The following is a 21,038-nucleotide window of genomic DNA, read 5'->3' as shown; positions in this document are numbered from 1 at the left end:
CAATTCTCATACCAGCGACGGCTCCGATGGTGAAGCGCGTGGCACCTATGCGATAGAGGGCGTACGGTTGGCTGCGTTCAAAGCAAAAACGCGAGCGCCGCTTCGCAGCGCTCCTCGACCTTGAGCGTCAGGAGGTCGTCGGCGCGGGTGCGTCCGAGATTGACCGCCGCGATCGGGATCTGCCGCTGCGCGGCAGCCTGCACGAAGCGGAAGCCGGAATAGACCATCAGCGATGAGCCGACGATCAGCATCGCGTCGGCCTGCGCCAGATGGTCCTGCGCGGTGGCGACGATCTCGCGCGGGACGTTCTCGCCGAAGAACACGACGTCAGGCTTGAGGATGCCGCCGCAGGCCTCGCAGGCCGGCACCTTGAACGATGAAAAATCCGCATGCTCGAGATCGGCGTCGCCGTCCGGTGCATCCGCGGCATCGAGCGTCAGCCACTCCGCATTGGCGCGGCCGAGGGTTTCCTGGAATTCGTGGCGCGGCGTCTTGCCGCCGCATCCCATGCAGCGGACCAGATCGAGCCGACCGTGCAAATCGATCACCTGCCGGTGGCCGGCGGATTGATGCAGCCGGTCGACGTTCTGGGTCAGCAGCATCTCGCAGCGACCCTTGGCCTCGAGCCGGGCGAGGGCATGATGCGCATCGTTCGGCCGGGCCTGGCCGAACCGGCGCCAGCCGATCAGGCTGCGCGCCCAATAACGCTGCCTTGTATGCTCCTCCGACATGAAGGCCTGGAAGTTGACCGGCTGGGTCCGCTTCCAGTTGCCGTGGCTGTCGCGATAGTCGGGAATGCCGGAATTGGTGCTGCAGCCCGCGCCGGTCAGCACGAACAGACGCTCGTGCCGGTCGACGAAATCCTGGAGCGGGTGGTTTGCCAGCGGAGCATTTGCCATGGCGCAGATGTAGTCTGTGCCGGCCGGTTTTGCCAGATCACCCGCGCTCGGCTGATCATTGCGTTGCCGACGGAGTCGGCTGTTTCGAGGACCCGCTCGGCTTTGGCGGCGAGGCTTGTTTCTGCGAAACGACCGCCTTGCCCGGCGCAGCTTCCGGCGCGGGGGGAGCCACCGGCGCGGACTGTCCGACCGACAACGACACGCCGAACACGCGCCATTGCCCTTCGACCGGCGCAAACAACAGTTCGAAATTCACCTGCGACGGCACCGACGGAAAAAACCCTGCCATGTGCAACAGACCGTTCGGCTCGATCTGCGGCAGCAACGACAACTGCGGATCGATGACGGCGACGCCGGAGAGATCGAGCTTGTCGCCGCGCTGCTTGGCGAAGATCTCCGCGAGCCGCGCGGCGGTGTTGACCTGGAAACCCGGCGCGCCGAGATCGCGCAGCACGGTGTAGTTGCCGGTCTTGTTGGCCTGGTCGAGCGCAAGCAAAGTCGAGCGGATCAGCATGAGCACGCCGTTGCGGTCGATGTTGGCGGGCTTTGCTGCTTGCTGCTGTGGTGACGCCTGTTGCGGTTGCGGCGGCGTCTGCTGCGCGGATGTCGTCACTGCGCCCAGGATCAGGAGCCCGAGCAGGACAAGCCCGAAGCCGGCACTCACCCAGCGCAGCATCATGATGAACGGGTTCTTTTTACCACTGGATCGAAACAGCACCGCGCCCGCCCGCAACGTTACGCTCGAGCCCGATGCCGCCGCCGGCATTGGCAATGATCGCATAGCTCTTGCCGTCATAGAGCAGTGCGGTGGCGCCAACCGCAAAGGCATTGGCTCCCTCGAAATTGCCATAGCCGGCCGAGAGCGCGAACTTGCGCCCCTGTTGTAACGCCGGCATCGAGCCGGCCGCCAGCGCAACCGCGGTACCGCTGCGCGCTTCCAGCCGGTTGTCCGTCACCTGCGACTGCAACGAGGTCACCTGCGACTGCAATGAAGTGATGTTCGCCGAGCTAAAGCTCGACGTCGCCAGATTGCCGGCCGCATCGGTGGTGACGAAGGAGACCGGCCCGCTCTGCGCCGCGAGACTCGCCGCGGATGCGACGCCGGCCATGCGATAAGTGTTGCTTGCCGTACCGATCGCGACCTGATTGGGAGCCGTCGCCGTCGCGCCGGATCCGATGGCCGTCGAGTTCGCAAAGCCTGCGGTGGCGTTGGTCCCGATCGCGATGGCATTGGCGCCGGCGCCGGCATTCGCACCATCGCCGATGGCGATACCGCTCGTCCCTGTGGCGTGCGAGTTGTTGCCGGCCGCAAAGGCGTTGGTACCGCTCGCCGTGACCGCGTTGCCCAAAGCAACGGCGTTGTCAGCCGTGACGCTCGCACCGCTCCCGATCGCGGTGGCAGATACCCCCGCCGCGACGCTGCTCACGCCGATCGCGACCGATTTATCACCGCTGGAACTTGCACCAGTCAGGCCGGATACTCCATCGCCCCCACCGATCGCAACACTGTACGCTCCGGACGACGTAGCAGCCGTGCCGTCGACACCGGCACCAATTGCCGTGCTCCAATCGGCGAAGTCAGCTTGCCTGTGATTCGCGTATGCGCCGATGCTCGTCACGCCCTGTCCAGCACCGATAAAGATGTCGCCGGCATTGCTGCCCAATGATGTGCTAGAGGCGGTCGCAATGGCGCCAGCGCCAATCGCCGTCGCCGCACTGTTCGTTGCGCCCGCCTGATCGCCAAACGCGGTAGCGCCGGCTCCAAACGCGGCAGCGCCGTTGCCGACCGCGGTCGCTTGGCCTGGCCCCAACGTTGAGGCGTCGCAGCTGCCCAGGAATCCACTTCCATTGGAATAGCAATCGGCCGCTGCTGGAGAGACGCCCAGCGCAGAGATGCCCAACACCAGGACGATGCCGGCGAGCCTGACGTAACGAACAAGCGCTGCGCCCGCGACGGATTTGGTCACACGAAACATCGACTTAGCGATCGCACGAAGCATTTGCGCTCTCAGCTCCAGAACTCGGGTCTGTCCCGATCTTTGACCGGATACCGTGGGCTGCTGCGAATGTGGGCCAAGGCGACAAGTCGAACATCAACCGTTCGGCTGAAGTCGAAGCACTGCCGGTCTCTGGCACCTGCTTTTCGTCGGGCTGTTGCCGAAATGCATCCGGAACGGCGCCAGTAATTCTGCAACACCCGGCGGAAAACCAACCGCCGCATGGCGGTATCGAGGCGCTCTCAACCCAACGGTTGATGCGCCATTGGCGCGCTTTCCGGACGTTGGCGTCAACAATCAAATGGGGCGTCAAAGAATGTCATTCAGGTTGCTTCGCCGACTGGACGATGTGGATCGTCGCCAACACGAGCGCACGCGGTCCAGGGCGGGCCACGCGATCTTCATCCGTCGCCTTGTATCGGCAAGTTTCGTCCTCGCGGCCGCGGCGGTCCCGCTACTGGCGGCAAAAGAGGCAGCGGCGGCCGACTACGCCGCGGGTGGCGGCGTGAACAACGGAGCCGCAGGCAACGCGACGGCGGTGGGAAGCCTTGCCTCTACGAACGGCAATGCCGCAGCAGCCTACGGCGAGCAGGCCAACGCAGACGGCTCGGCTGCCACTGCGGTCGGTCAATTCAGCCACGCAACCGGCTTGATCGCCACGGCAATCGGCGGCAACTCGGTGGCCACTGGAGGCGACGCCACCGCACTCGGCAGCCAGGCTAGCGCGATCGGTGACAACGCGACTGCAGCCGGCTTTTTCAGCAATGCGACCGGCCTGAACGCAACCGCCACGGGCTTCCTCAGCAAAGCGACCGGCGACAACGCAACCGCAACGGGCTCTTCCAGCCAGGCGATTGGAATCAACGCAACGGCTATGGGCGCAAATAGCGTTGCCAATGGCGCGACTGCGAGTGCCTTTGGAGCCGGGGCGCAGGCGCTAGGGTCAAACTCGGTCGCGATCGGCGCAAATTCGGTGGCGAGCGCTCCCAACACGGTGTCGTTCGGCACGGCCGGCAACGAGCGCCGGCTGACCAACGTCGCGGCGGGCATCAATGCGACGGACGCCGTCAACATGAGCCAGCTGAGCAGCATGTCCTCGGGCTTCCAATCGCAGCTCTCCGGGCTGCAATCGCAGATCTGGAACAACCAAACAGAGGCACGCCGCGGCATCGCGGCCGCCGTCGCAACCGCGAGCGCGCCGATGCCGTCAGCCCCCGGCAAGACCACCTGGCAGATGCGTGGCTCGGTCTATCACGGCGAAGGCGGCTTCGGTTTCGGCTTCGCCCATCGGCTCAACACCGCCATGCCGCTGAGCGTGGTCGGCGGCTACGGCAATGGTGGCGGCACCGAGCACACCGCCTATCTGGGCCTCGGCGGCGAGTTCTAGCGCGCAATCGAGGGCGTCATGATGGCCGGCGACACAGGACCCGGGAAGATCGGAACGTGCTTCGCGGGCACAGAATGACCGACGGACATACGTTCGCGTGCTTCGCGGGCCGCACCTCTTATTCTGCCCCCGAGTACATCACCCGTCAGACCTTGTGGGGACCGACGTCATGCTTGTGCTTGTGAAGAAACCGGGCGATCTGCCCGCGGAGCGCCGCTGTCTCCAACAATGTTCCAACCGACCCGGCGGTGTCGAAAATCTCCCGCTGAAGGGGCGTCGGCAATGAATTCCATTGCATGATGATCGCCGCGCCGAGACAGCGCAAAACATGCTCCTCCTCCGTGGCAAGGGCAGCGCCGCGCGATCGCTCGGTCTCCCCGGCGTTGACTGCATCCACGTAATTGTCCGCGAGGGCCTGCTCGTTGTCCGCGCGCGATGCAAGGCTGTCCTGCAGTTTCTCAAATTTACGAGTATCGTCCTTGCCGGACGAACTCCTGGCTAGTTCGCCGTACGCGGCCGCTCTTGCACGATACTGTAAGAATTTAAACATGCGGGCTCCTTTCGTTGAAAATCTCCGCGTATCCCCGCTTGCCGGCTATACCTGCATCGGGACACTCAGAGAAACCAGCGGAGCGTCGAACGTGTACGCGAAGCCCCGCGCCGCATAGCTCAATTGCACGTTGCCCTGAAGTTGACGGCCAAGGGTTTCGATCAATCTCGTTCCAAAGCTGCGCTTTACGGGTGGCTCGATCGACGGACCATCCTTCTCGGTCCAGGTCAGGTGCAAGCGTGACGTCTGCGGGTCGATCGTCCAGACGATGTCAACGCACCCCCGTGAGACAGAAAAGGCGCCATATTTCGTGGCGTTTGTACAAAGCTCATTGAGCGTCATCGCGACGGCGATGACAGCGCCCGAATTAATCCGGATATCGGGTCCCGAAATCGAGAACTTCGACTCATTGCGATCGTCGAAAGCTTCGATGGCATTGCGGACAACCGCGCCGAGATCGGCGTTTGACCATTTTGTCTGCAGAAGGAGATCGTGTGCCCGGCCGAGTGCCAACAACCGGCCCTCGATAGCCTGCTGCGCGTGATCTGCGCCTTGCACGTTGCGCAAGCTCTGCGAGACGATGGCGGAGACGGTAGCAAGTGTGTTCTTGACGCGGTGGTGCAGCTCTTCAAGCATAAGCTTCTGCAGCTTGTCGGACGTCTCTCGCTCCTTGGCGTCAATGCCCGCCCTGGCAAGCAGATCCCTCGTATCGATCTCGGCCTGGGCGAGGAGAAGCCGCAGGCTGACATTCTCTGCCGCCAGAGCATCCTCGTACGATTCTGTGGCGCCGGGGTGCTGGCCCGTACGGAGATCGATCTCGAGCATTGGCGACTACATCACGTGGGCTGCTGCCGGACCTGATGTCCGCGGACCGTTCCGTCACGAAGCGAGATTTCAACGGCATCATCATTTTGCTTGCATTGCTTCGTTGTCGCGAAATACGCGAGGATTTCGGCGGCGTTTCCAAGGATCGCCGCGCTGCGCATTGCCGCCGTGCGCTTGTCTCCTGACGGCATCTCGTGAGCTCTACCAAGGGCGTCGATCGCCCTGGAATTGAGCTCGCAAGCCAACGACGACTGACCCGAATCCAATGAGCTGCTTGCCTGATCCGATGGCGGCGGCGCGCCGAAACCGACTACCATTGAATGAGCATTGAAGCGGCGACCAACAGCACGAAGAAGAGCGGCAGCAATACTCGAGGTACGAGCCACTCGCGAAGGTTGAACCCGGGGGAATCCGACATATTGACCGCCTCTTGTCGCGGCGGGAGCGCAACGCTCTCAGTCACCGGTAACAGCCGAGGGGCGTGCGGTGATGACCTCGATATAGTGACCTTCCGCCGAATAGCGAGGCCTGGCAGAGCCTATTTGACACGATAAGCAACGAACCGCGTTATAACCCGTTGCCAATCATCACTTGAAAGAAACGCAACCGGTTCGCTGCACCCTCTCTGCTTTCGCCAAAAGGTTTCCCGACGCCAGATCTTGTCAGCGTCTCGACAAAGCGTCCGCGTTCCTGACATAAACAAGCCGCGTGTCGCCCAGCGTACCCTGGTTTAAACGGCCTACAGGCCGGCGCGGCACCTGCAACTTGATCGGCCCAAGCCATGATTGATTTTCCAAATCACAGCCGCTCATATGACCGGACGCGACATGCCGTGCGGTTTTGGGGACACGACAGCGCTATTGAGGCCTCATTTTTCATAGAAGAAGGGGCATTGCAGCGCATCCAGCCCGGCGCCCATTCCAACGAATCGGGCTTTCTGAACGCGTTCGATTCCAATCGCGACTTGATATGTGCTGCCGCGGCCAGGAAGTATGTCCGGGGCAGCAGGGGGTCCTACAATTTGGTCGCCGCAGATTTTTGACACGGCCGGCTCAGCCGCGCCTGAGTTGGCGTTCCACCGCAAATCCGTACCCTAAAGCGCGATGAGGTTAGGATGAATCGTCATCGCGCTTTAGGCTATTGTTTGAGCATGATCTTTTCGGCAACCCGCTTCGCACTTTTCCGGATCATGCTTTAGCTCGCCCAGTTCTCCCGAAACTCGGGAAACAGCGTCAAACCGCCGCAGGCATAGATCGTCTGACCGGTGATGTAGCTGGCGTCATCCGAGGCGAGGAAGGCGAACACGGCCGCGATCTCTTCCGGCGTTCCGACACGGCCTAGCGGAATGTGGCTTGCGACGTTGGCGCGCTTATCAGCGTCGCCTGTCCAAGTGGCATTGATCGGCGTGTCGATCGCGCCGGGACCTACCGCATTGACGCGAATGCCGCGGCCGGCGAATTCCAGCGCCAGCGTGCGCGTCAGATTGGCCATGCCGCCTTTGCTGATCGAATAAGCGAGATAGCCGGGCTTCGGAATGATCTGGTGGACGCTGGAGCAATTGATGATGCTGCCGCCTGCGCCGCGCGCGACGAAATGCGCCAGCGCCTTCTGCGCGCAGAGCACCGCGCCGTTGAGATTGACGTCGATGATGCGGCGATAGGTTTCGACGTCGAGCGCCTCACTCGGCGACTCCTTCTGGAAGCCGGCATTGTTGACGAGGCAGTCGAGGCGCTTCCAGCGCGCCAGGATCGTCTCGAACATCGCGGCGATGTCCTGCTCGTTACCGATGTCAGCCTTGACGATGACATGATCGAGCTTGCTGTGGCCGCGGTCGCCCGATGCCGTCCGCGCGAGCGCGAGCGTCTCCTCGGCCCCCTCGGGATGACCGAAATAGTTGATGGCAACCGTCGCGCCCTCCTGGGCGAGCCGGATGGCGACGGCGCGGCCAATGCCTTGCGAGGCGCCGGTCACCAGCGCGTGTTGGCCAGTGAGGCGCGAGGGAAACGGGGGCGAGCGATCGGTCATGGGTTCTCTCCGGAATGCTTCATCATCGGCCGACGGCGCGTTTTGTTCCATCCCCTCGGCGCATCCCTGGGATTCACTGCGCGGGACGCGCGAGCGGCGAGGTCAGGATCTGATAGAGAATGATGGCGCCGAAGGTCGCGGTGCCGATCCCGCCGATCGTGAACGCACCGAATTTGAGCGTGAGATCGCCGGCGCCCGCGGTCAGCGCCACGGCGACGGTGATCAGGTTCGCCGGATTCGCGAAATCGACCTTGTTCTCGACCCAGATCCGGCCCGCCATCGCGGCGATCAATCCGAACAGCACGATCGAGAGCCCGCCGATCACGGGCCCGGGGATCGACAGGATCAGCGCGCCGAATTTGGGCGAAAAGCCGAGCACGATCGACACAATGGCAGCGAAGGCAAACAGCAAGGTCGAATAGACCTTCGTCGCCGCCATGACGCCGATGTTCTCGGCATAGGTGGTGACGCCGGTTCCGCCGCCGCAGGCCGCCACGATCGTCGCGATGCTGTCGGCGAGCAGAGCACGGCCGAGATAGTCATCGAGGCTCCGGCCCGTCATGGCGCCGACGGCCTTGATGTGACCGAGGTTCTCGGCGACGAGAATGATCGCAACCGGCGCGATCAGGACAATTGCATCGGCCTGGAAGGTCGGCGTGGTGAAGCTCGGCAGGCCGAGCCACGGCGCAGCCGCAAGCTGGGTGAAGTCGACCGGCTTGCCGAAGCCGAGGCCGTTCGCGAACAGCAGGTACAAAAGATATCCGCCGATCGCGCCGAGGATGATCGGCAGGCGGCGCCACAGGCTTGGCGCGGCAACGGCAACTACGCCGATGATCAGAACCGTCGCGAGCCCGATCCAGGTGTCGAACGCGCCGGCGCTCACCGCCTTGACCGCCACGGGCGCGAGGTTGAGGCCGATCGCGGCGACCACAGCGCCGGTGACGGCCGGCGGCAGCAGCCTCTCGACCCAGCCAACCCCCGACCACATCACGATCAGCGCGATCAGGCCGTAGAGCACGCCGGCCCCGACGATGCCGCCTAGCGCGACCGACAGGTTCGGGTTCGGCCCATGCCCGGCATAGCCGGTGGCGGCGATGACGACGGCGATGAAGGCGAAGCTTGAACCGAGATAGCTCGGCACGCGTCCCGCCACGATGACGAAGAAGATCAGCGTGCCGATGCCGGAGAACAGCACCGCAACATTGGGATCGAACCCCATCAGCAGCGGCGCGATGATCGTTGAACCCGACATTGCAACGCAATGCTGGAGACCGGAGACGACGGTCTGGCCCCATGACAGCCGCTCCTCCGGCATGATCACGCCGGAGGTCTTCGGCTTCCAATTTGGAAAATAGCCTTGTGAAGAACGGTCTTGTACCTGCTCTTCGGGGCCCGTTGCTGTCGACATGTTTCCCCCGTTGCAGTGCAGCGATCAATCTTCGTGCGAACAGACAAAAATGTGATTGTCGCTTCTGCGGCGAGCGTCACATGATGCGAACCTTGCAAGATCCAAATCCTGCAAAATCAATGCGTTCCGGGGCTCACTTTATGACACAAGTCGCGATCCAGCCAGCCGTCCACCGCCGGCATCAGCCCTGGTACAAAGTTCTCTACATCCAGGTGCTGATCGCGATCGCACTCGGCGTGCTCATCGGCTATTTCTATCCCGATCTCGGCAAGGAGCTGAAGCCGCTCGGCGACGGTTTCATCGCGCTGATCAAGATGATGATCGCGCCGGTGATCTTCTGCACCGTGGTGCACGGCATCTCCTCGATGGGTGACCTCAAGCGCGTCGGCCGGGTCGGGCTGAAGTCGCTGATCTATTTCGAGATGGTCTCGACCCTCGCGCTTGCGATGGGCCTGCTGGTCGGTGAAATTCTCCAGCCCGGCAACGGCTTCAACATCGATCCCGCGACAATCGATCCCAAGTCGGTCGCGACCTACGTCACCAAGGCCAAGGAAGATGGCATCGTCGCCCATCTGTTGGGGATTATCCCCGACAGCTATGTTGGCGCGATCGCGCGCGGTGACCTGCTCCAGGTACTGCTGATCTCGATCCTGTCGGGCTTCTCCATCGCCTTACTCGGCAAGGCCGGCGAACCGATCGCCGAGGCGGTCGACAAGGCCGCAAAGATGTTCTTCGGCATCATCCGCATGATCGTGCGCGTCGCTCCGATCGGCGCGTTCGGCGCGATGGCGTTCACCGTCGGCGCCTACGGCCTCGGCTCTCTGCTCAACCTCGTCGCCCTGATCGGCACGTTTTATCTCACCAGCATCCTGTTCGTGCTGATCGTGCTGGGCTCGATCGCGCGGCTCGCCGGTTTCTCGATCCTGCGCTTCATCGCCTATATCAAGGACGAGCTTTTGATCGTGCTCGGCACGTCGTCGTCGGAGACGGTGCTGCCGCAGATGATCCAGAAGATGGAGCACCTTGGCGCCTCGCGCTCGGTCGTCGGCCTCGTGATACCGACCGGCTACAGCTTCAACCTCGACGGCACCAATATCTACATGACGCTGGCGACGCTGTTCCTCGCCCAGGCGACCAACACCCATCTGACGATCTGGCAGGAACTCGGCATCCTCGGCATCGCGATGATCACCTCAAAGGGCGCCTCGGGCGTGACCGGCGCCGGTTTCATCACGCTCGCGGCAACGCTTTCGATCGTGCCTGATATCCCGATCCAGTCGATCGCGATCCTGGTCGGCATCGACAAGTTCATGAGCGAATGCCGCGCGCTGACCAACCTGATCGGCAACGGCGTCGCCTGCGTCGTCATCAGCATCTCTGAAGGCGAGCTCGACCGCGACGCGCTGCACGAGGCCATGGCGCATCCGCTAGAGATGGGCGAGGCGTTGGAGCCGGGCGGCAGTGCCTGAGGTCGCACAGATCGACGGAAGGCGCGGCCCGGTTCCGTTGCGGTAGTTTCGCAGAGTGGAAAGTCGGTGCAGCACGCGTCACAAAGTCTGTGTTGGGATCACCGATTGATACTCATTCATTCCACCCGGCGCGCTGGGGGCAGAGCGTCGGGTTTTTGATCGATCTTCGAGCGGCGCGATCAGATGATCCCGCCATTGGCGCGCAACACCTGACCATTGATCCAGCCGCCGTCGGGGCCGGCGAGGAACGCGACCGCAGCAGCAACATCGTTGGGCTGGCCGAGCCGCTCCAGCGGCGCGAGCTTGGCAAGGCGATCGATCAACTCGTCCGACTTGCCGTCAAGAAACAGTTTTGTGGCGGTCGGCCCCGGCGCCACGGCGTTGACGGTGATGTTGCGGCCGCGCAGCTCCTTGGCCAGCACATGCGTCAAGGCTTCGACCGCCGCCTTGGTGGCGGCATAGATGCCGTAGGTCGGCGACAGCAGGCCGGCCTGGCTCGACGATAAATTGACGATGCGGCCGCCATTGCGGAGCCGGCGCGCGGCCTCGCGCAGCGTGTTGAAGGTGCCCTTCAGATTGATCGCAATCTGGCTGTCGAAGACGGCGTCGTCGGCGTCCGCAAGCGCCGCGAGCCGCATGATCCCGGCGTTGTTGACGAGCACGTCGACGCCGCCGAACGCGGACTCCGCCGCGTCGAACATGCGTGCGACTGCGGCGGGGTCGCTGACATCGGCCTGCGCGGTGATGGCCCGGCCGCCGGCCTGCGCGATCTTGCCAGCGAGCGCCTCCGCCTCTGCCACACCACCGGCATAATTGATGACGACCGCAAAGCCGTCGCCGGCGAGCCGTTCGGCGATCGCAGCGCCGATGCCGCGCGAGCCACCGGTGACAACAGCGACTTTTTTGTTTGCGTTGGACACTTGCCTTCTCCGTGGTTCCGGGCCGCTGCCTGCGGCTGACAGGGGAGGATCTACCCCGTTTCCGGCGAAAGATAATCGGCTGTCGGCCGGCATCATTGTTCGTTCGATTCGAACAATCAGTCTGAGCCGGCGAAATCGAGCCGGCGCGTGATCCCGATCGCCTGCAGGAACGCCTCGTCATGACTGACGACGAGCAGTGCGCCGTCATAAGCCCTCAAGCCTGCCTCGACGGCTTCGATGGACTGGAGGTCCAGATGATTGGTCGGCTCGTCCAGGATCAGCAGCGACGGCGGCGCCGACCCACCCAGCACGCAGGCGAGGCCCGCACGAAACAGCTGCCCGCCGCTCAGGCTGCCGACCATCTGCAAGGCCGCATCGGCGCGAAACATGAAGCGCGCGAGGGCGGCGTGGCATTCATTCGCGCCTGCGTCCGGATTGAGACGCCCAAAATTGTTCAGGATCGAGACTGCGGGATCGAGCAGGCTGACCTTCTGGTCGAACAGCGCGAAGTCCGGCCTCACGCGCACGATGCCCGACAGGGGACGCATCTCGCCCGCGATGAGTTTCAGCAAGGTCGTCTTGCCGGAGCCGTTCAGCCCGACCAGCGCAATACGCTCCGGTCCAACGATGGTGAGCGATAGATCGCGCAGCACCGGCCGCTCCGGCTGATAGCCGGCACTGACACCATCGAGCCAAACCAGCTCCCGCCCCGCCGGCAGATGTGTCGAGGGAAGTTTCACGGACAGAGGCTGAAGGATCTCGATGCGCCCGCGCGCCGTGTCGACCGCACCGAGTGCCTCCGCGCGCCGCCTTTCGGCGATCTGTAAGTTCTTTCCGCCGCTGTCTTCGCTGCGATCCTTGCGCGCACCCGCCAGGATACGCGGCATGTCGCCCTTGGCGCGTTTCTTCTTGCCGCCGCTGTCCTTGCGCGCCTTCCGTTCGGCGGCCTCCTGCGCTCTTCCGTCGATCTCGAACAGGTGCTTCTCGGCGTGCGCGAGGTCATGCCTGACAGCCGCGAGCTCGACGGCTTTCTGGTCGCGGTAAGCGCTCCAATTGCCGCCGTATCGCGTTGCCCCGAGCGAGGTCAGCTCGACGATGGCGTCCATGGTCTCGAGCAATGCCCGGTCATGGCTGACGACGATCGCGCCGCCGCGCCAGGTCGCCAGGAGCTCGATCACGGCCCTGCGCCCGTCCCGATCGAGATTGTTGGTGGGCTCGTCCAGCAGCAGGAAGTCCGGCGCGGTGAAGAGCAGCGCGGCAAGACGAACGCGCGTGACCTGCCCGCCCGACAAGCGGTCCAACGCCATGTCGGGGGCGACATCGAATCCGACACGGGCGAGAGCGGACGCCAGCCGCGTCTCGAGGGTCCAGTCGACATCGGAAAGCTCGTCGACCGAGGCCTCCCCGCGCTCTGCGCGATGAAGCAGCTCCAGCGCGCCTCGCGCACCGAACAGGTCAACGACCGTCGCGCCCGCCAGGAGTTGAGCGTCCTGACGCAGGAGCCCAACGGTTCCGTTGACCACGACGTGGCCGGACTGAGGACCGTGTTCTTTCGAAATCGACGCGAGCAGCGTCGTTTTCCCGACGCCGTTGCGGCCGACGAGGCCGGCGCGCTCGGCGCCGAAGGTCAGATCGATGTCGGAAAGAAGAGAGCGGCCGTCAGGCGTAGACAGCGACAGGCGCGACAGGATGATCGAAGCAGGCATGGTATTCCCCGTGTGCAAGGCAGGTCGGCGTTGCGGTCGGGGTAAAATCCATGGCTTCGAATTCCTGATTGATAACCCGCTCATAATCCTGCCGGGGCGCGAGATCAAGGCGCATTCCGAACGACGCCCTCGACGCCTCACGAACTCGTTGATGGACGCCCCGCAGGCGGCGCGATACAGGCGAACAAAATCCGTGTCTCAATCAAGAGGCCAGTTCGTGAACGGCAAGCTGAACAACGCCCTCGCCCAACTGCTTCAGCAAGCCTTCATGGCACTGCGCGCAAAGCAGTTCGACATCGCAACACGGCTTGCGACCGAAGCCCTGAAATCAAATCGCACGGATCGGAATGCCGTGATGATCCTCGCCCATGCCCTGCTGGGCCTGGGTCGCGCGGACGAGGCGGTGGTGCCGCTCGAAAAGGCTGCGCATCGCGGCAATGATCCGGAAATCGAGACCCTTCTCGGTCATGCCCTGTGTGGAGCGCGGCGCACCGCGGACGGCATCGCGCAACTGCGCCGGACCGCAGCGCGCCGGCCGCCCTATCTGCCTGCATTTCAGGAGCTGGCCGGTCAGCTCGCGAACGCCGGCGAGGTCGGCGACGCGGTCCGGATCATCGAGGACGCCCTCACGCTCGCCCCTGCCAGCGTCGACCTGCAACTCGACCTCGGCCGCATGCTTGTCCGCAACAACCATCGCACAGAGGCCCGCCGCGTCCTGACCACTGCACGCCACACCGCGCCGGGCCGCACCGATATCCTGACGGAGCTTGCCTGGGCACAGCTTCTCGATGGGGCCCATGCAGAGGCCGCCGACACCTATCGTCACGCGCTCGGGCTTCGCCCGGACGACACGTTGTCCCGCGCCAATCTCGCGATCTGCCTCTGCGAGATGGGCGAGCGCAGCGGCGGCGAGGCCGCACTGCGTTCGGTGTTGCGCGGACGGCCGCATATGCTTGGCCGCGCCGCATTCGCGATGGCCGCCTCGTCGCACGGCCGCTTCTTCTTCCGCCCGAGCGCTGCCGCGAAGTTCCTGGAACGCGAACCCGAGCGGGCGGCTACGCCCTGAATTTCCGCCGGTACAAGCCGGGCTCGCGCTTCAGCGCGGCGCGCAGGGCATGAACCTTCTGCGTTTCGTCCTCGGTGAAGGCGGAGGTTTGCCGGGTCCAATCCTCACGCTTGACCGGAATGCACTGCGCGATCGGCGTGCCCTTGGGCAGTACGCCGCGAAAGCTGGTGTTGTGCCAGTGTGCCGGAAAGTGAATCCAGCTGTCGCGATAGCGATCGCAATCGACCAGGCCGCTGAGCGTCGTGAAGGGCAGATCGAAGCGGTTGATCGGATGCGTGAAGAACAGCGCATAGCCTTCCGGCGCTTCGATGGTCCAGAGATTGTGAAACTTGACGACGAAGCGGTCCGCTTCGAACAGCGGCGTGCCTGTGAGCTGGCCCTGGTCGTGAAAACTGATCGGTGAGCGCGGAAAGTCGATTTCGCCGCCCGGCGGGACATCGTTGTCCCAGATGATCTCGCCATCCTCGACCCGGAGGTCGCAAATCAAGGGAATCAAGAATCCGCATGTCATCGCATCGATGAAGGGCGGGCAGCGCTTGATGGTCTCGTCGTCCTGCTGGTTGAGCGCGCTGAACGCGGTCGTCGGCATCGCCTTGAGCCAATCGGGAATGCCGAGGTTCGCCGGGACCGGCTGCGGCAGCAGGCCTTCCAGCTCTTTGGGGCAGCGAAATTTGATCGCCAGCTTGTTGTTATTGGTCTGCGAGGACATTGGGCATTCCAGCCGAGTCCCCTAGCGATAAACGGAAACTGCCGCGCGTAGAAGCCCGGCGACGCGTCCTGACCATTACATCTTCGTCATGTTTTGATAGCCGGCGTGCGCCGCGCCGTTACGCAGCCAACCTGTCGAACTGGATCTTGCCCGCCTTCATCACCAGCGGAATGTGCTCGCCCTGCCCGAGCAGGCAGGCGACGTCACGCAACGGGTTGCCGTCGACCACCAGCAAATCCGCAAGCGCCTCGGGCGCGATCTGGCCGAGCTTGCCCTCCATGCCGAGCACCTCGGCCCCGATCACGGTCGCGCTGGCGATGACTGCGCGGGGTCGGAGAATTTCGGCGCGGATGCGGAACTCGTCGCTCTGGAGGCGCTGGGACGGTCCAAGCAGATCGCTGCCATACCCCATCTTCACTCCGGCCTTGCGATAGATGTCGAGCGAGCGCAGGCCGGCGTCGCGCACGTCCGCGATCTTGGCCACGCTCTCCGGCGGCAGGCCATATTGCGCGCCCTCGTTGGCAAGCGCCTCATAGGTGACGAGCGTCGGCACCACATAGGCGCCCTTCTCCGCCATCAGGCGCGCGGTCGGCTCGTCGACCAGGTTGCCGTGCTCGATGGTGCGGACGCCGCAGCGGACCCCACGCGCGATTGCCGCGGCAGTGTAGGCATGGGCGAGCACATAGGTCTGGCGTCCCTGCGCCTCCTCGACGATGGCGCGGATCTCGTCCTCGGAATAGCCAAAGGCGCCGACCGGATCGGTCGGAGACGCGACGCCGCCGGACGCCATGATCTTGATCTGGTCGGCCCCCATTTGCAGCTCCTCGCGCGCAGCCTTGCGCACGCCGTCGACGCCGTCGGCGACGCGCGCCAGCGCGCCGACGCGCACGCAGCAGGGACAAGGCGCGTCGCTCGCGAGGTAATCCGAGCGCGCCCGCATGTCGCCGTGCCCGCCGGTCTGGCTCAGCGCGGGGCCAGAGACGGACAGCCGCGGACCATCAGTCAGGCCGGTGTCGATAGCCTGCTTCAGCGCATGACCGGCGCCGCCGGCATCGCGGACGGTGGTAAAGCCACGTCGCAGCATGCCGCGGAGCAGCAGCGTCGAGCGCAGCGTCACCAGCACGTTCGGCATGTGGACCTGCTGCGCCAGATTGAGCTCCACGGCGATGGCATGCACATGAAGATCGATCAGGCCAGGCATCAGCGTCTTGCCCTTGAGATCGATGGTTCGATCGGCGGTGGCCTGCAGCGGCCGATCGGAGACCTCCTTGATCAGGCTGTCCTCGACCAGCACGTCATGGCCCGCCAGCAATTCCGGCTGAAGCGGCGCGATCATCCGCTCGCCGCGCAAAAGCGTCTGAACACGCGCGCCTTCCTCAACGCAGGGCATGTCGACGTAAGCCTCGCCGGAAAGACGCTGCCGTCCTACGATCTCTTTCTCGCCTCGCGCGGGCTGTCGCGCAATCTGGTGGCGACCGTCAATCATTACAGCGCCGCCCACGAGGTCGTGCGGCAATCCGATCTCATCGCCGTCCTGCCGAGCGATCTTCGCTCGCAGTCGCGCCACGCGCCGTTCCTGCATACGATGCCGCTGCCGCTCCAGGCGCCGGCGCGCATCGTCAGCCTGTTCTGGCACCAGCGCAACGACACCGTGCCCGCGCAGCGCTGGCTGCGCGAGACCCTGGTCGGGATGTTCGCCAGATCGGACTGACCAGATCAGCCCTTGAGCGCGGTAACCACCACCTCGATCAGCGCGCCGCCGAGATCGGCGACGCCGACGGTGGCCCGGGTCGGCAGATTGTCGCCAAAAAACTCGGTCCAGACCGCGTCCATCTCCTTCTTCTTGGAGAGGTCGGTCACGAAGATCGAGGTGCTGACCACGCGCGACTTGTCGGTACCGGCCTCCTTCAGATAGCTGGCGATCTTGCCGAGGATGTTGCGGGTCTGATCGCCCATCGAGCCCGAGATATCGTCGGCGATGGTGCCGCCGATGAAGACGAAGCCGTTGGCTTCGACGGCGCGGTGCTGAATGGGCGTGCGGATGCTGCGGGTGATGCTCATGATGTCCTCTTGTTGCTAGAGCGTGGAAGGATGGAAGCGATCGATGCCGAGATCGCCGATGCGAGTCTGGGTGCCGCCGTTGACGATCAACTCCGCCATCACGGCGCCGGCGCCGGGGCCGAGCTGAAAGCCGTGCAGCGAGAAGCCGAACTGGTGGTAGAGGCCCTTGTGACGTGAACTCGGCCCGAACACGGGAATATCGTCCTTCATCCTGGCTTCGATGCCGGCCCAGGCGCGCATGATCGTCGCATCGCGCATCACCGGAAACAGCTCGAACACGGTGCGGGCGCTGGTGGCGAGGCTCTTCCAGTCCAGCACCGTTTCGTTGCGGTCCTGATAGGGCGTTGCCAGATGGCCGCCGCCGATCAGCACGGTGCCGTTCTTGAACTGCTTGAAGGAGAGCTTTCGGCCGCGCAGGATCACGACGGGGTCGATGAAGTGCGGCACGCGCGAGGTGATCATCAGCATCGGCGCCACGGTCTCGACCGGCACCGGCTCGCCGAGCGCGGCGGCGATGTTCCCGGCCCAGGCACCGGCGGCGTTGACGAGCACCGGCGCGGCGTAGCTCTCCGAACCCACATCGACATGCCAAAGACCGTCGCTGTACCGGATGTTGCTGGCGGCCACGCCCTCGCGCACAGTCGTGCCGAGCTGCTCGGCCTTGCGCCGAAACGCGGTCGTCGTCTGCGCCGGATTGGCCGCGCCGTCACGGCGAGAGACCACGCCGCCGGGACAGGTCTCCGCCACCGCAGGCACGAGCCGCCGCAGTTCAGTCGCGTCGATCAATTCCTCATGGGTGAAGCCAAGCGCGTTGAGTTCGGCGACACGCGCCCGGCAGACCGCGAGCTCGTCCTCGTTCTCCGCGACCAGGACCTGGCCGTAGCTCTCAAAACTGCATTCATCGTCGAGAAGTTCTGAAATCTTCTCCCAGATTACCATCGAGCGGATCGAGAGCGGGATCTCCGGGATGTGCCGCGCGAGCTGGCGGACACCGCCGGCATTGACGCCCGAGGCGTGCCGGCCGGCATAGTCCTTCTCGATCAGCACCGGTTTCAGGCCAGCAAGACACAGATGCAGTGCGGTCGAGCATCCGTGGATGCCGCCGCCGACGACGATCGCATCCACGTTCCTGGTCATCCGCGCACCACCGCCTTGACGTCCTCCTCGCTCTTCGGAACGGCCGCGAGCTCGGCGAGCGTGATCGGCTTGACCGGCGCGCGCAGCCGGTAATAGCCGATCTCCTGCGGGCTCTTGCCGCGCGCCTGCGAGATCAGCTCGGTGACGGTGAGGCCGCAGAGCCGGCCCTGGCACGGCCCCATGCCGGTGCGGCGATAGGCCTTGAGCTGATTAGGCCCGGTCGCACCAATCGCGACGGAGTCGAGGACGTCCTTGGCCGTCACCTCTTCGCAGCGGCAGACGATGGTATCGCCGGAGGGAATGCGAAACTGCGGCGCGGGACGGAACAGCGTGTCGAGGAACACCCGCCCGCGCTCGGCCTTGGCAAGATCGGCACGAAGTGTCGCCATTGACGGAAGCTTCGCAGCAGCAGCCGGCGCCAGCGCGTCAACAGCAGCACGCGCGGCGATGCGACCACGCACCACGGCCGCATTCGCGCCGCCGATGCCAGCGCCATCGCCGGCGATCGCGATGCCGGCGACCGACGAATTGCCGCTGGCATCGAGCACCGGCGACCAGCACAATTGCAGATCGTCCCAGCGATGCTCGACGCTGGCGGCCATCGCCAGATTGACGTTGGGCACGACGCCCTGATGCAACAGCAGCAGATCGACGGGAATGGTCTCGCGCTTGCCCCCGGCGACATAGCTCACGCTTGCGAGCTGGCCGTCACCAGACGCAGCTAGCTCGGTGACGCCGGAGACGACCTGCACTTTGGCCCGCACCTCGCGCATCATCGACAGGCCCTTGGCGAAATAGGGCGAGGTCAGGAACGCGAAGGCGTGGGGCAGCGCGGCGAAATAATTGCTGCGCTCGGTGGTGTCGAGGATGCGGTCGATGCGGCCGCCGAGCCGCAAGATTTGCGCAGCGAGCAGCCAGAGCAGCGGCCCCTGCCCCGCGATCACCGTGCGGCCATCCGGCACCAGCGCCGACGATTTCAGCATGGTCTGCGCGGCACCCGCGGTCATCACGCCAGGCAGCGTCCAGCCGGGAATCGGAAACGGCCGCTCCAGCGCGCCGGTCGCCAGGATCACGCGCTTCGCCTTGACGAAGGCCGAGGCGCCCCCGACGGAGACGGCGATGTCGAGATTGCGGTCGAGGCTCCAGACCGTCGCGCGCTGGACAACTTCCGCATCGCTCGCGCGCAATGACTGCACGAGATCGGCGCCGACCCAGTAATCGGCACCAAGCTGATTGCGCTCGGTCACTGGCGTGGAGGCGATGGCACGAAATACCTGGCCGCCCGGGCCGATATTCTCGTCGAGCAGCAGCGTCGACAGGCCCGCCTCAGAAGATGTCGCAGCCGCAGCGAGGCCGGCGGGCCCGGCTCCGATCACCACGACGTCGTAGGCTTCGCGCTTGGGAGCCATGGTCATTTTCCGATCTCCCGCTTGCCCTTCTGGATTTCGACCTGCATGCCGTCGGCAACGGGCACGAGGCAACCCTGGCGGTTGCCGACACCGTCGATGGTGACGAGGCAGTCGAAACACACGCCCATCATGCAATAGGGCAGCCGCAGCGCGCCGCTCACCGCGGTCGACCGGCGCACGTCAAGGCTGGACGCCAGCAGCGCGGCGGAGACTGTGTCGCCCTGACGCGCAGCGATGGCAACGCCGTCGACGAATATCTGAACTTGTGGCCGTTTGTCCTGTTCGGATCGTTTGAACATGGGATGCCTCTTGGCTCCTTCTCAAAAACTCTAATAGCCGCTGTTGTTCGCCGTGCCCGCGCCGCCGAAACGGCTGGCCGAGAACGCGCCGACCAGCTCCGGTTCGAGCGCGCCCTGCGCAACCATCCGCGCGATCTCGAAGGCGTGGTTGGAGGCGAGCGTCACGCCGGAATGGCAGCAGGCGACGAAGGCGCCGGGATGCGTCTCCGACTGGTCGTAGATCGGAAAGCCGTCCTGCGGCATGACGCGAATGCCGGCCCAGCTCCGGACCACGTTGAGCCGCGCCAGATGCGGAAACATCTTTTGCGCGCGATCGGCCATCACGCCGCTGATCGAATGCTTCAGCGCGCGATCGTCGAGCTCGTCCTCCTTGCTGTCGCCGATCATCACCGTGCCCTCGTCGGTCTGGCGGATCGTGGTCAGCGGATGCGGCAGGAACGGCATGGTGCGCTCAGTCACCACGATCTGGCCGCGGGTCGGGCCCATCGGTGCGTAGAGACCGACCATCGGTGCCAGCGTCTGGTTGGCATTGCCGGCGGCAAGCACGATCTTGGCGGCGCGGAGCTCGCCCTTCGGCGTGGTCAGCCGGAACTCGCCGTCGCTCTTCGTGATCGCAGAGACCGGGCGCTCGGGGAAATAGTCGATGCCGAATTCCTTGAATCCAGTGTGGAAGGCACGAAAAGTGCGCAGCGAATTGACGTGGCCATCGAGCGGGCAAAAGCTGCCGCCGGAGACTTCCGGCCCGATCAGCGGCAACGACTTTTTCACGTCCGATGCCGACATCATCTCCATTTTGTAGTCGGCCGCGCCGGTCTGGTTGTGCATACGCTTGACCAGTTCGATGCGCTGGCCGAATTCGTCCTCGCCGAGCGTGAGATGGAAGCCGCCGTTTTGTTGTAGCGAGACATCGAGGCCGGTCTGCTGCTTCAACTCGGCGGCGAGCCTGCCCCACGCCTGCGACGCCTGCACCGTCCAGACCGTATAGGCCGGCATGCCCAGCCCCTTGCTCTGAACCCAGACCAGCGCGAAATTGGCGCGCGAGGCGCGCTTGGTGATGTCACCTTCATCGAGCACGGCCACGCTTTTGCCGAGCCGGCCAAGGCCCCAGGCGATGGCGGAGCCGAGCAGTCCGCCGCCGACCACGGCGACGTCGTAATCTCCTGACATGAGT

General features: G+C 64.5%; 21 protein-coding genes and 1 pseudogene. 5 read left to right on the top strand and 17 right to left on the bottom strand.

Translation table 11 applies throughout. The annotated features are described in order from the left end of the window. Positions 1-77: 77 nt before the first annotated feature. Genes ACPPVR_RS07190 through ACPPVR_RS07180 form a run of 3 tightly spaced genes read right to left on the bottom strand, consistent with a single transcriptional unit; the run spans position 78 to position 2,866 of the window. On the bottom strand, positions 78-899 hold the full coding sequence (locus tag ACPPVR_RS07190) for an NAD-dependent protein deacetylase (RefSeq protein WP_426613541.1): 822 nt from the start codon (positions 897-899) through the stop codon (positions 78-80). Positions 900-954: 55 nt separating this feature from the next. Continuing rightward, positions 955-1,578: a hypothetical protein gene (locus ACPPVR_RS07185; RefSeq protein WP_426616046.1), complete on the bottom strand. Its 624-nt coding sequence runs from the start codon at positions 1,576-1,578 to the stop codon at positions 955-957. A 16-nt stretch (positions 1,579-1,594) separates the two neighbouring features. Next, positions 1,595-2,866, bottom strand: a complete 1,272-nt coding sequence (locus tag ACPPVR_RS07180) for a hypothetical protein (RefSeq protein ID WP_426613540.1) — start codon at positions 2,864-2,866, stop codon at positions 1,595-1,597. Between the two features lie 346 nt (positions 2,867-3,212). Between ACPPVR_RS07180 and ACPPVR_RS07175 the strand changes: the two genes are divergently transcribed. Then, positions 3,213-4,283, top strand: a complete 1,071-nt coding sequence (locus ACPPVR_RS07175; protein ID WP_426613539.1) for an adhesin — start codon at positions 3,213-3,215, stop codon at positions 4,281-4,283. 145 nt (positions 4,284-4,428) lie between these two features. Here ACPPVR_RS07175 and ACPPVR_RS07170 read toward each other — a convergent pair whose 3' ends face one another. From ACPPVR_RS07170 to ACPPVR_RS07160, 3 genes are read right to left on the bottom strand one after another with little or no spacing between them, the layout of a single operon-like run. Beyond that, positions 4,429-4,833: a hypothetical protein gene (locus ACPPVR_RS07170; RefSeq protein ID WP_426613538.1), complete on the bottom strand. Its 405-nt coding sequence runs from the start codon at positions 4,831-4,833 to the stop codon at positions 4,429-4,431. A gap of 45 nt (positions 4,834-4,878) precedes the next feature. Continuing rightward, positions 4,879-5,658, bottom strand: a complete 780-nt coding sequence (locus ACPPVR_RS07165; RefSeq protein ID WP_426613537.1) for a sensor histidine kinase — start codon at positions 5,656-5,658, stop codon at positions 4,879-4,881. 11 nt (positions 5,659-5,669) lie between these two features. Beyond that, entirely contained in the window at positions 5,670-5,849 is a 180-nt protein-coding gene (locus ACPPVR_RS07160; protein WP_426613536.1) for a hypothetical protein, read from the bottom strand. A 590-nt stretch (positions 5,850-6,439) separates the two neighbouring features. On the opposite strand from ACPPVR_RS07160, the gene ACPPVR_RS07155 reads away from it, so the two are divergent. Continuing rightward, a complete protein-coding gene (locus tag ACPPVR_RS07155) occupies positions 6,440-6,700 on the top strand; it encodes a DUF1488 domain-containing protein (RefSeq protein WP_426613535.1) in 261 nt (86 codons plus the stop codon). A gap of 152 nt (positions 6,701-6,852) precedes the next feature. On the opposite strand, the gene ACPPVR_RS07150 is transcribed toward ACPPVR_RS07155, so the two are convergent. Together ACPPVR_RS07150 and ACPPVR_RS07145 are read right to left on the bottom strand one after the other, a co-directional pair. Continuing rightward, entirely contained in the window at positions 6,853-7,683 is an 831-nt protein-coding gene (locus ACPPVR_RS07150; protein WP_426613534.1) for an SDR family oxidoreductase, read from the bottom strand. A 73-nt stretch (positions 7,684-7,756) separates the two neighbouring features. Next, positions 7,757-9,091: a solute carrier family 23 protein gene (locus ACPPVR_RS07145; RefSeq protein WP_426613533.1), complete on the bottom strand. Its 1,335-nt coding sequence runs from the start codon at positions 9,089-9,091 to the stop codon at positions 7,757-7,759. Between the two features lie 140 nt (positions 9,092-9,231). On the opposite strand from ACPPVR_RS07145, the gene ACPPVR_RS07140 reads away from it, so the two are divergent. After that, positions 9,232-10,560: a dicarboxylate/amino acid:cation symporter gene (locus tag ACPPVR_RS07140; RefSeq protein WP_426613532.1), complete on the top strand. Its 1,329-nt coding sequence runs from the start codon at positions 9,232-9,234 to the stop codon at positions 10,558-10,560. Between the two features lie 179 nt (positions 10,561-10,739). Here ACPPVR_RS07140 and ACPPVR_RS07135 read toward each other — a convergent pair whose 3' ends face one another. Continuing rightward, complete coding sequence (locus ACPPVR_RS07135; RefSeq protein WP_426613531.1) at positions 10,740-11,480, bottom strand: SDR family oxidoreductase; 741 nt, start codon at positions 11,478-11,480, stop codon at positions 10,740-10,742. A 116-nt stretch (positions 11,481-11,596) separates the two neighbouring features. Then, positions 11,597-13,186: an ABC-F family ATP-binding cassette domain-containing protein gene (locus tag ACPPVR_RS07130; RefSeq protein ID WP_426613530.1), complete on the bottom strand. Its 1,590-nt coding sequence runs from the start codon at positions 13,184-13,186 to the stop codon at positions 11,597-11,599. On the opposite strand from ACPPVR_RS07130, the gene ACPPVR_RS07125 reads away from it, so the two are divergent. After that, positions 13,170-14,252 (top strand): tetratricopeptide repeat protein, encoded by a 1,083-nt coding sequence (locus ACPPVR_RS07125; protein ID WP_426613529.1) that lies wholly within the window; start codon positions 13,170-13,172, stop codon positions 14,250-14,252. The genes ACPPVR_RS07130 and ACPPVR_RS07125 overlap by 17 nt on opposite strands. Here the strand turns inward: ACPPVR_RS07125 and ACPPVR_RS07120 are convergent. Then, positions 14,242-14,961: a hypothetical protein gene (locus ACPPVR_RS07120; protein ID WP_426613528.1), complete on the bottom strand. Its 720-nt coding sequence runs from the start codon at positions 14,959-14,961 to the stop codon at positions 14,242-14,244. The genes ACPPVR_RS07125 and ACPPVR_RS07120 overlap by 11 nt on opposite strands. A 118-nt stretch (positions 14,962-15,079) precedes the next feature. Beyond that, entirely contained in the window at positions 15,080-16,297 is a 1,218-nt protein-coding gene (locus ACPPVR_RS07115; protein ID WP_426613527.1) for an amidohydrolase family protein, read from the bottom strand. Between ACPPVR_RS07115 and ACPPVR_RS07110 the strand changes: the two are divergent. Beyond that, positions 16,286-16,672: pseudogene (locus ACPPVR_RS07110) on the top strand (LysR substrate-binding domain-containing protein); the annotation flags it as partial. The gene ACPPVR_RS07115 and the pseudogene ACPPVR_RS07110 sit on opposite strands and share 12 nt — an antisense overlap. A gap of 5 nt (positions 16,673-16,677) precedes the next feature. Here ACPPVR_RS07110 and ACPPVR_RS07105 read toward each other — a convergent pair. From ACPPVR_RS07105 to ACPPVR_RS07085, 5 genes are read right to left on the bottom strand one after another with little or no spacing between them, the layout of a single operon-like run. Further along, positions 16,678-17,022, bottom strand: coding sequence for a RidA family protein (locus ACPPVR_RS07105; RefSeq protein WP_426613526.1), 345 nt, complete (start codon positions 17,020-17,022; stop codon positions 16,678-16,680). 15 nt (positions 17,023-17,037) lie between these two features. After that, the gene (locus ACPPVR_RS07100; protein WP_426613525.1) at positions 17,038-18,159 is read right to left on the bottom strand and encodes an NAD(P)/FAD-dependent oxidoreductase; all 1,122 of its coding nucleotides are present in this window, start codon (positions 18,157-18,159) and stop codon (positions 17,038-17,040) included. After that, the gene (locus ACPPVR_RS07095; RefSeq protein WP_426613524.1) at positions 18,156-19,574 is read right to left on the bottom strand and encodes an NAD(P)/FAD-dependent oxidoreductase; all 1,419 of its coding nucleotides are present in this window, start codon (positions 19,572-19,574) and stop codon (positions 18,156-18,158) included. The genes ACPPVR_RS07100 and ACPPVR_RS07095 overlap by 4 nt, the downstream gene beginning before the upstream one ends. Next, positions 19,571-19,867: a (2Fe-2S)-binding protein gene (locus ACPPVR_RS07090; RefSeq protein WP_426613523.1), complete on the bottom strand. Its 297-nt coding sequence runs from the start codon at positions 19,865-19,867 to the stop codon at positions 19,571-19,573. The genes ACPPVR_RS07095 and ACPPVR_RS07090 overlap by 4 nt, the downstream gene beginning before the upstream one ends. A 30-nt stretch (positions 19,868-19,897) precedes the next feature. After that, positions 19,898-21,034, bottom strand: coding sequence for an NAD(P)/FAD-dependent oxidoreductase (locus ACPPVR_RS07085; RefSeq protein WP_426613522.1), 1,137 nt, complete (start codon positions 21,032-21,034; stop codon positions 19,898-19,900). Between the last annotated feature and the right edge of the window lie 4 nt (positions 21,035-21,038).

The sequence above is a fragment of the Bradyrhizobium sp. McL0616 genome (genome assembly GCF_049993385.1).
Classification (GTDB): Bacteria; Pseudomonadota; Alphaproteobacteria; order Rhizobiales; family Xanthobacteraceae; genus Bradyrhizobium.
The sequence above is the reverse complement of the archived record's forward strand: the minus strand, read 5'-3'. Positions and strand labels throughout refer to the sequence as shown.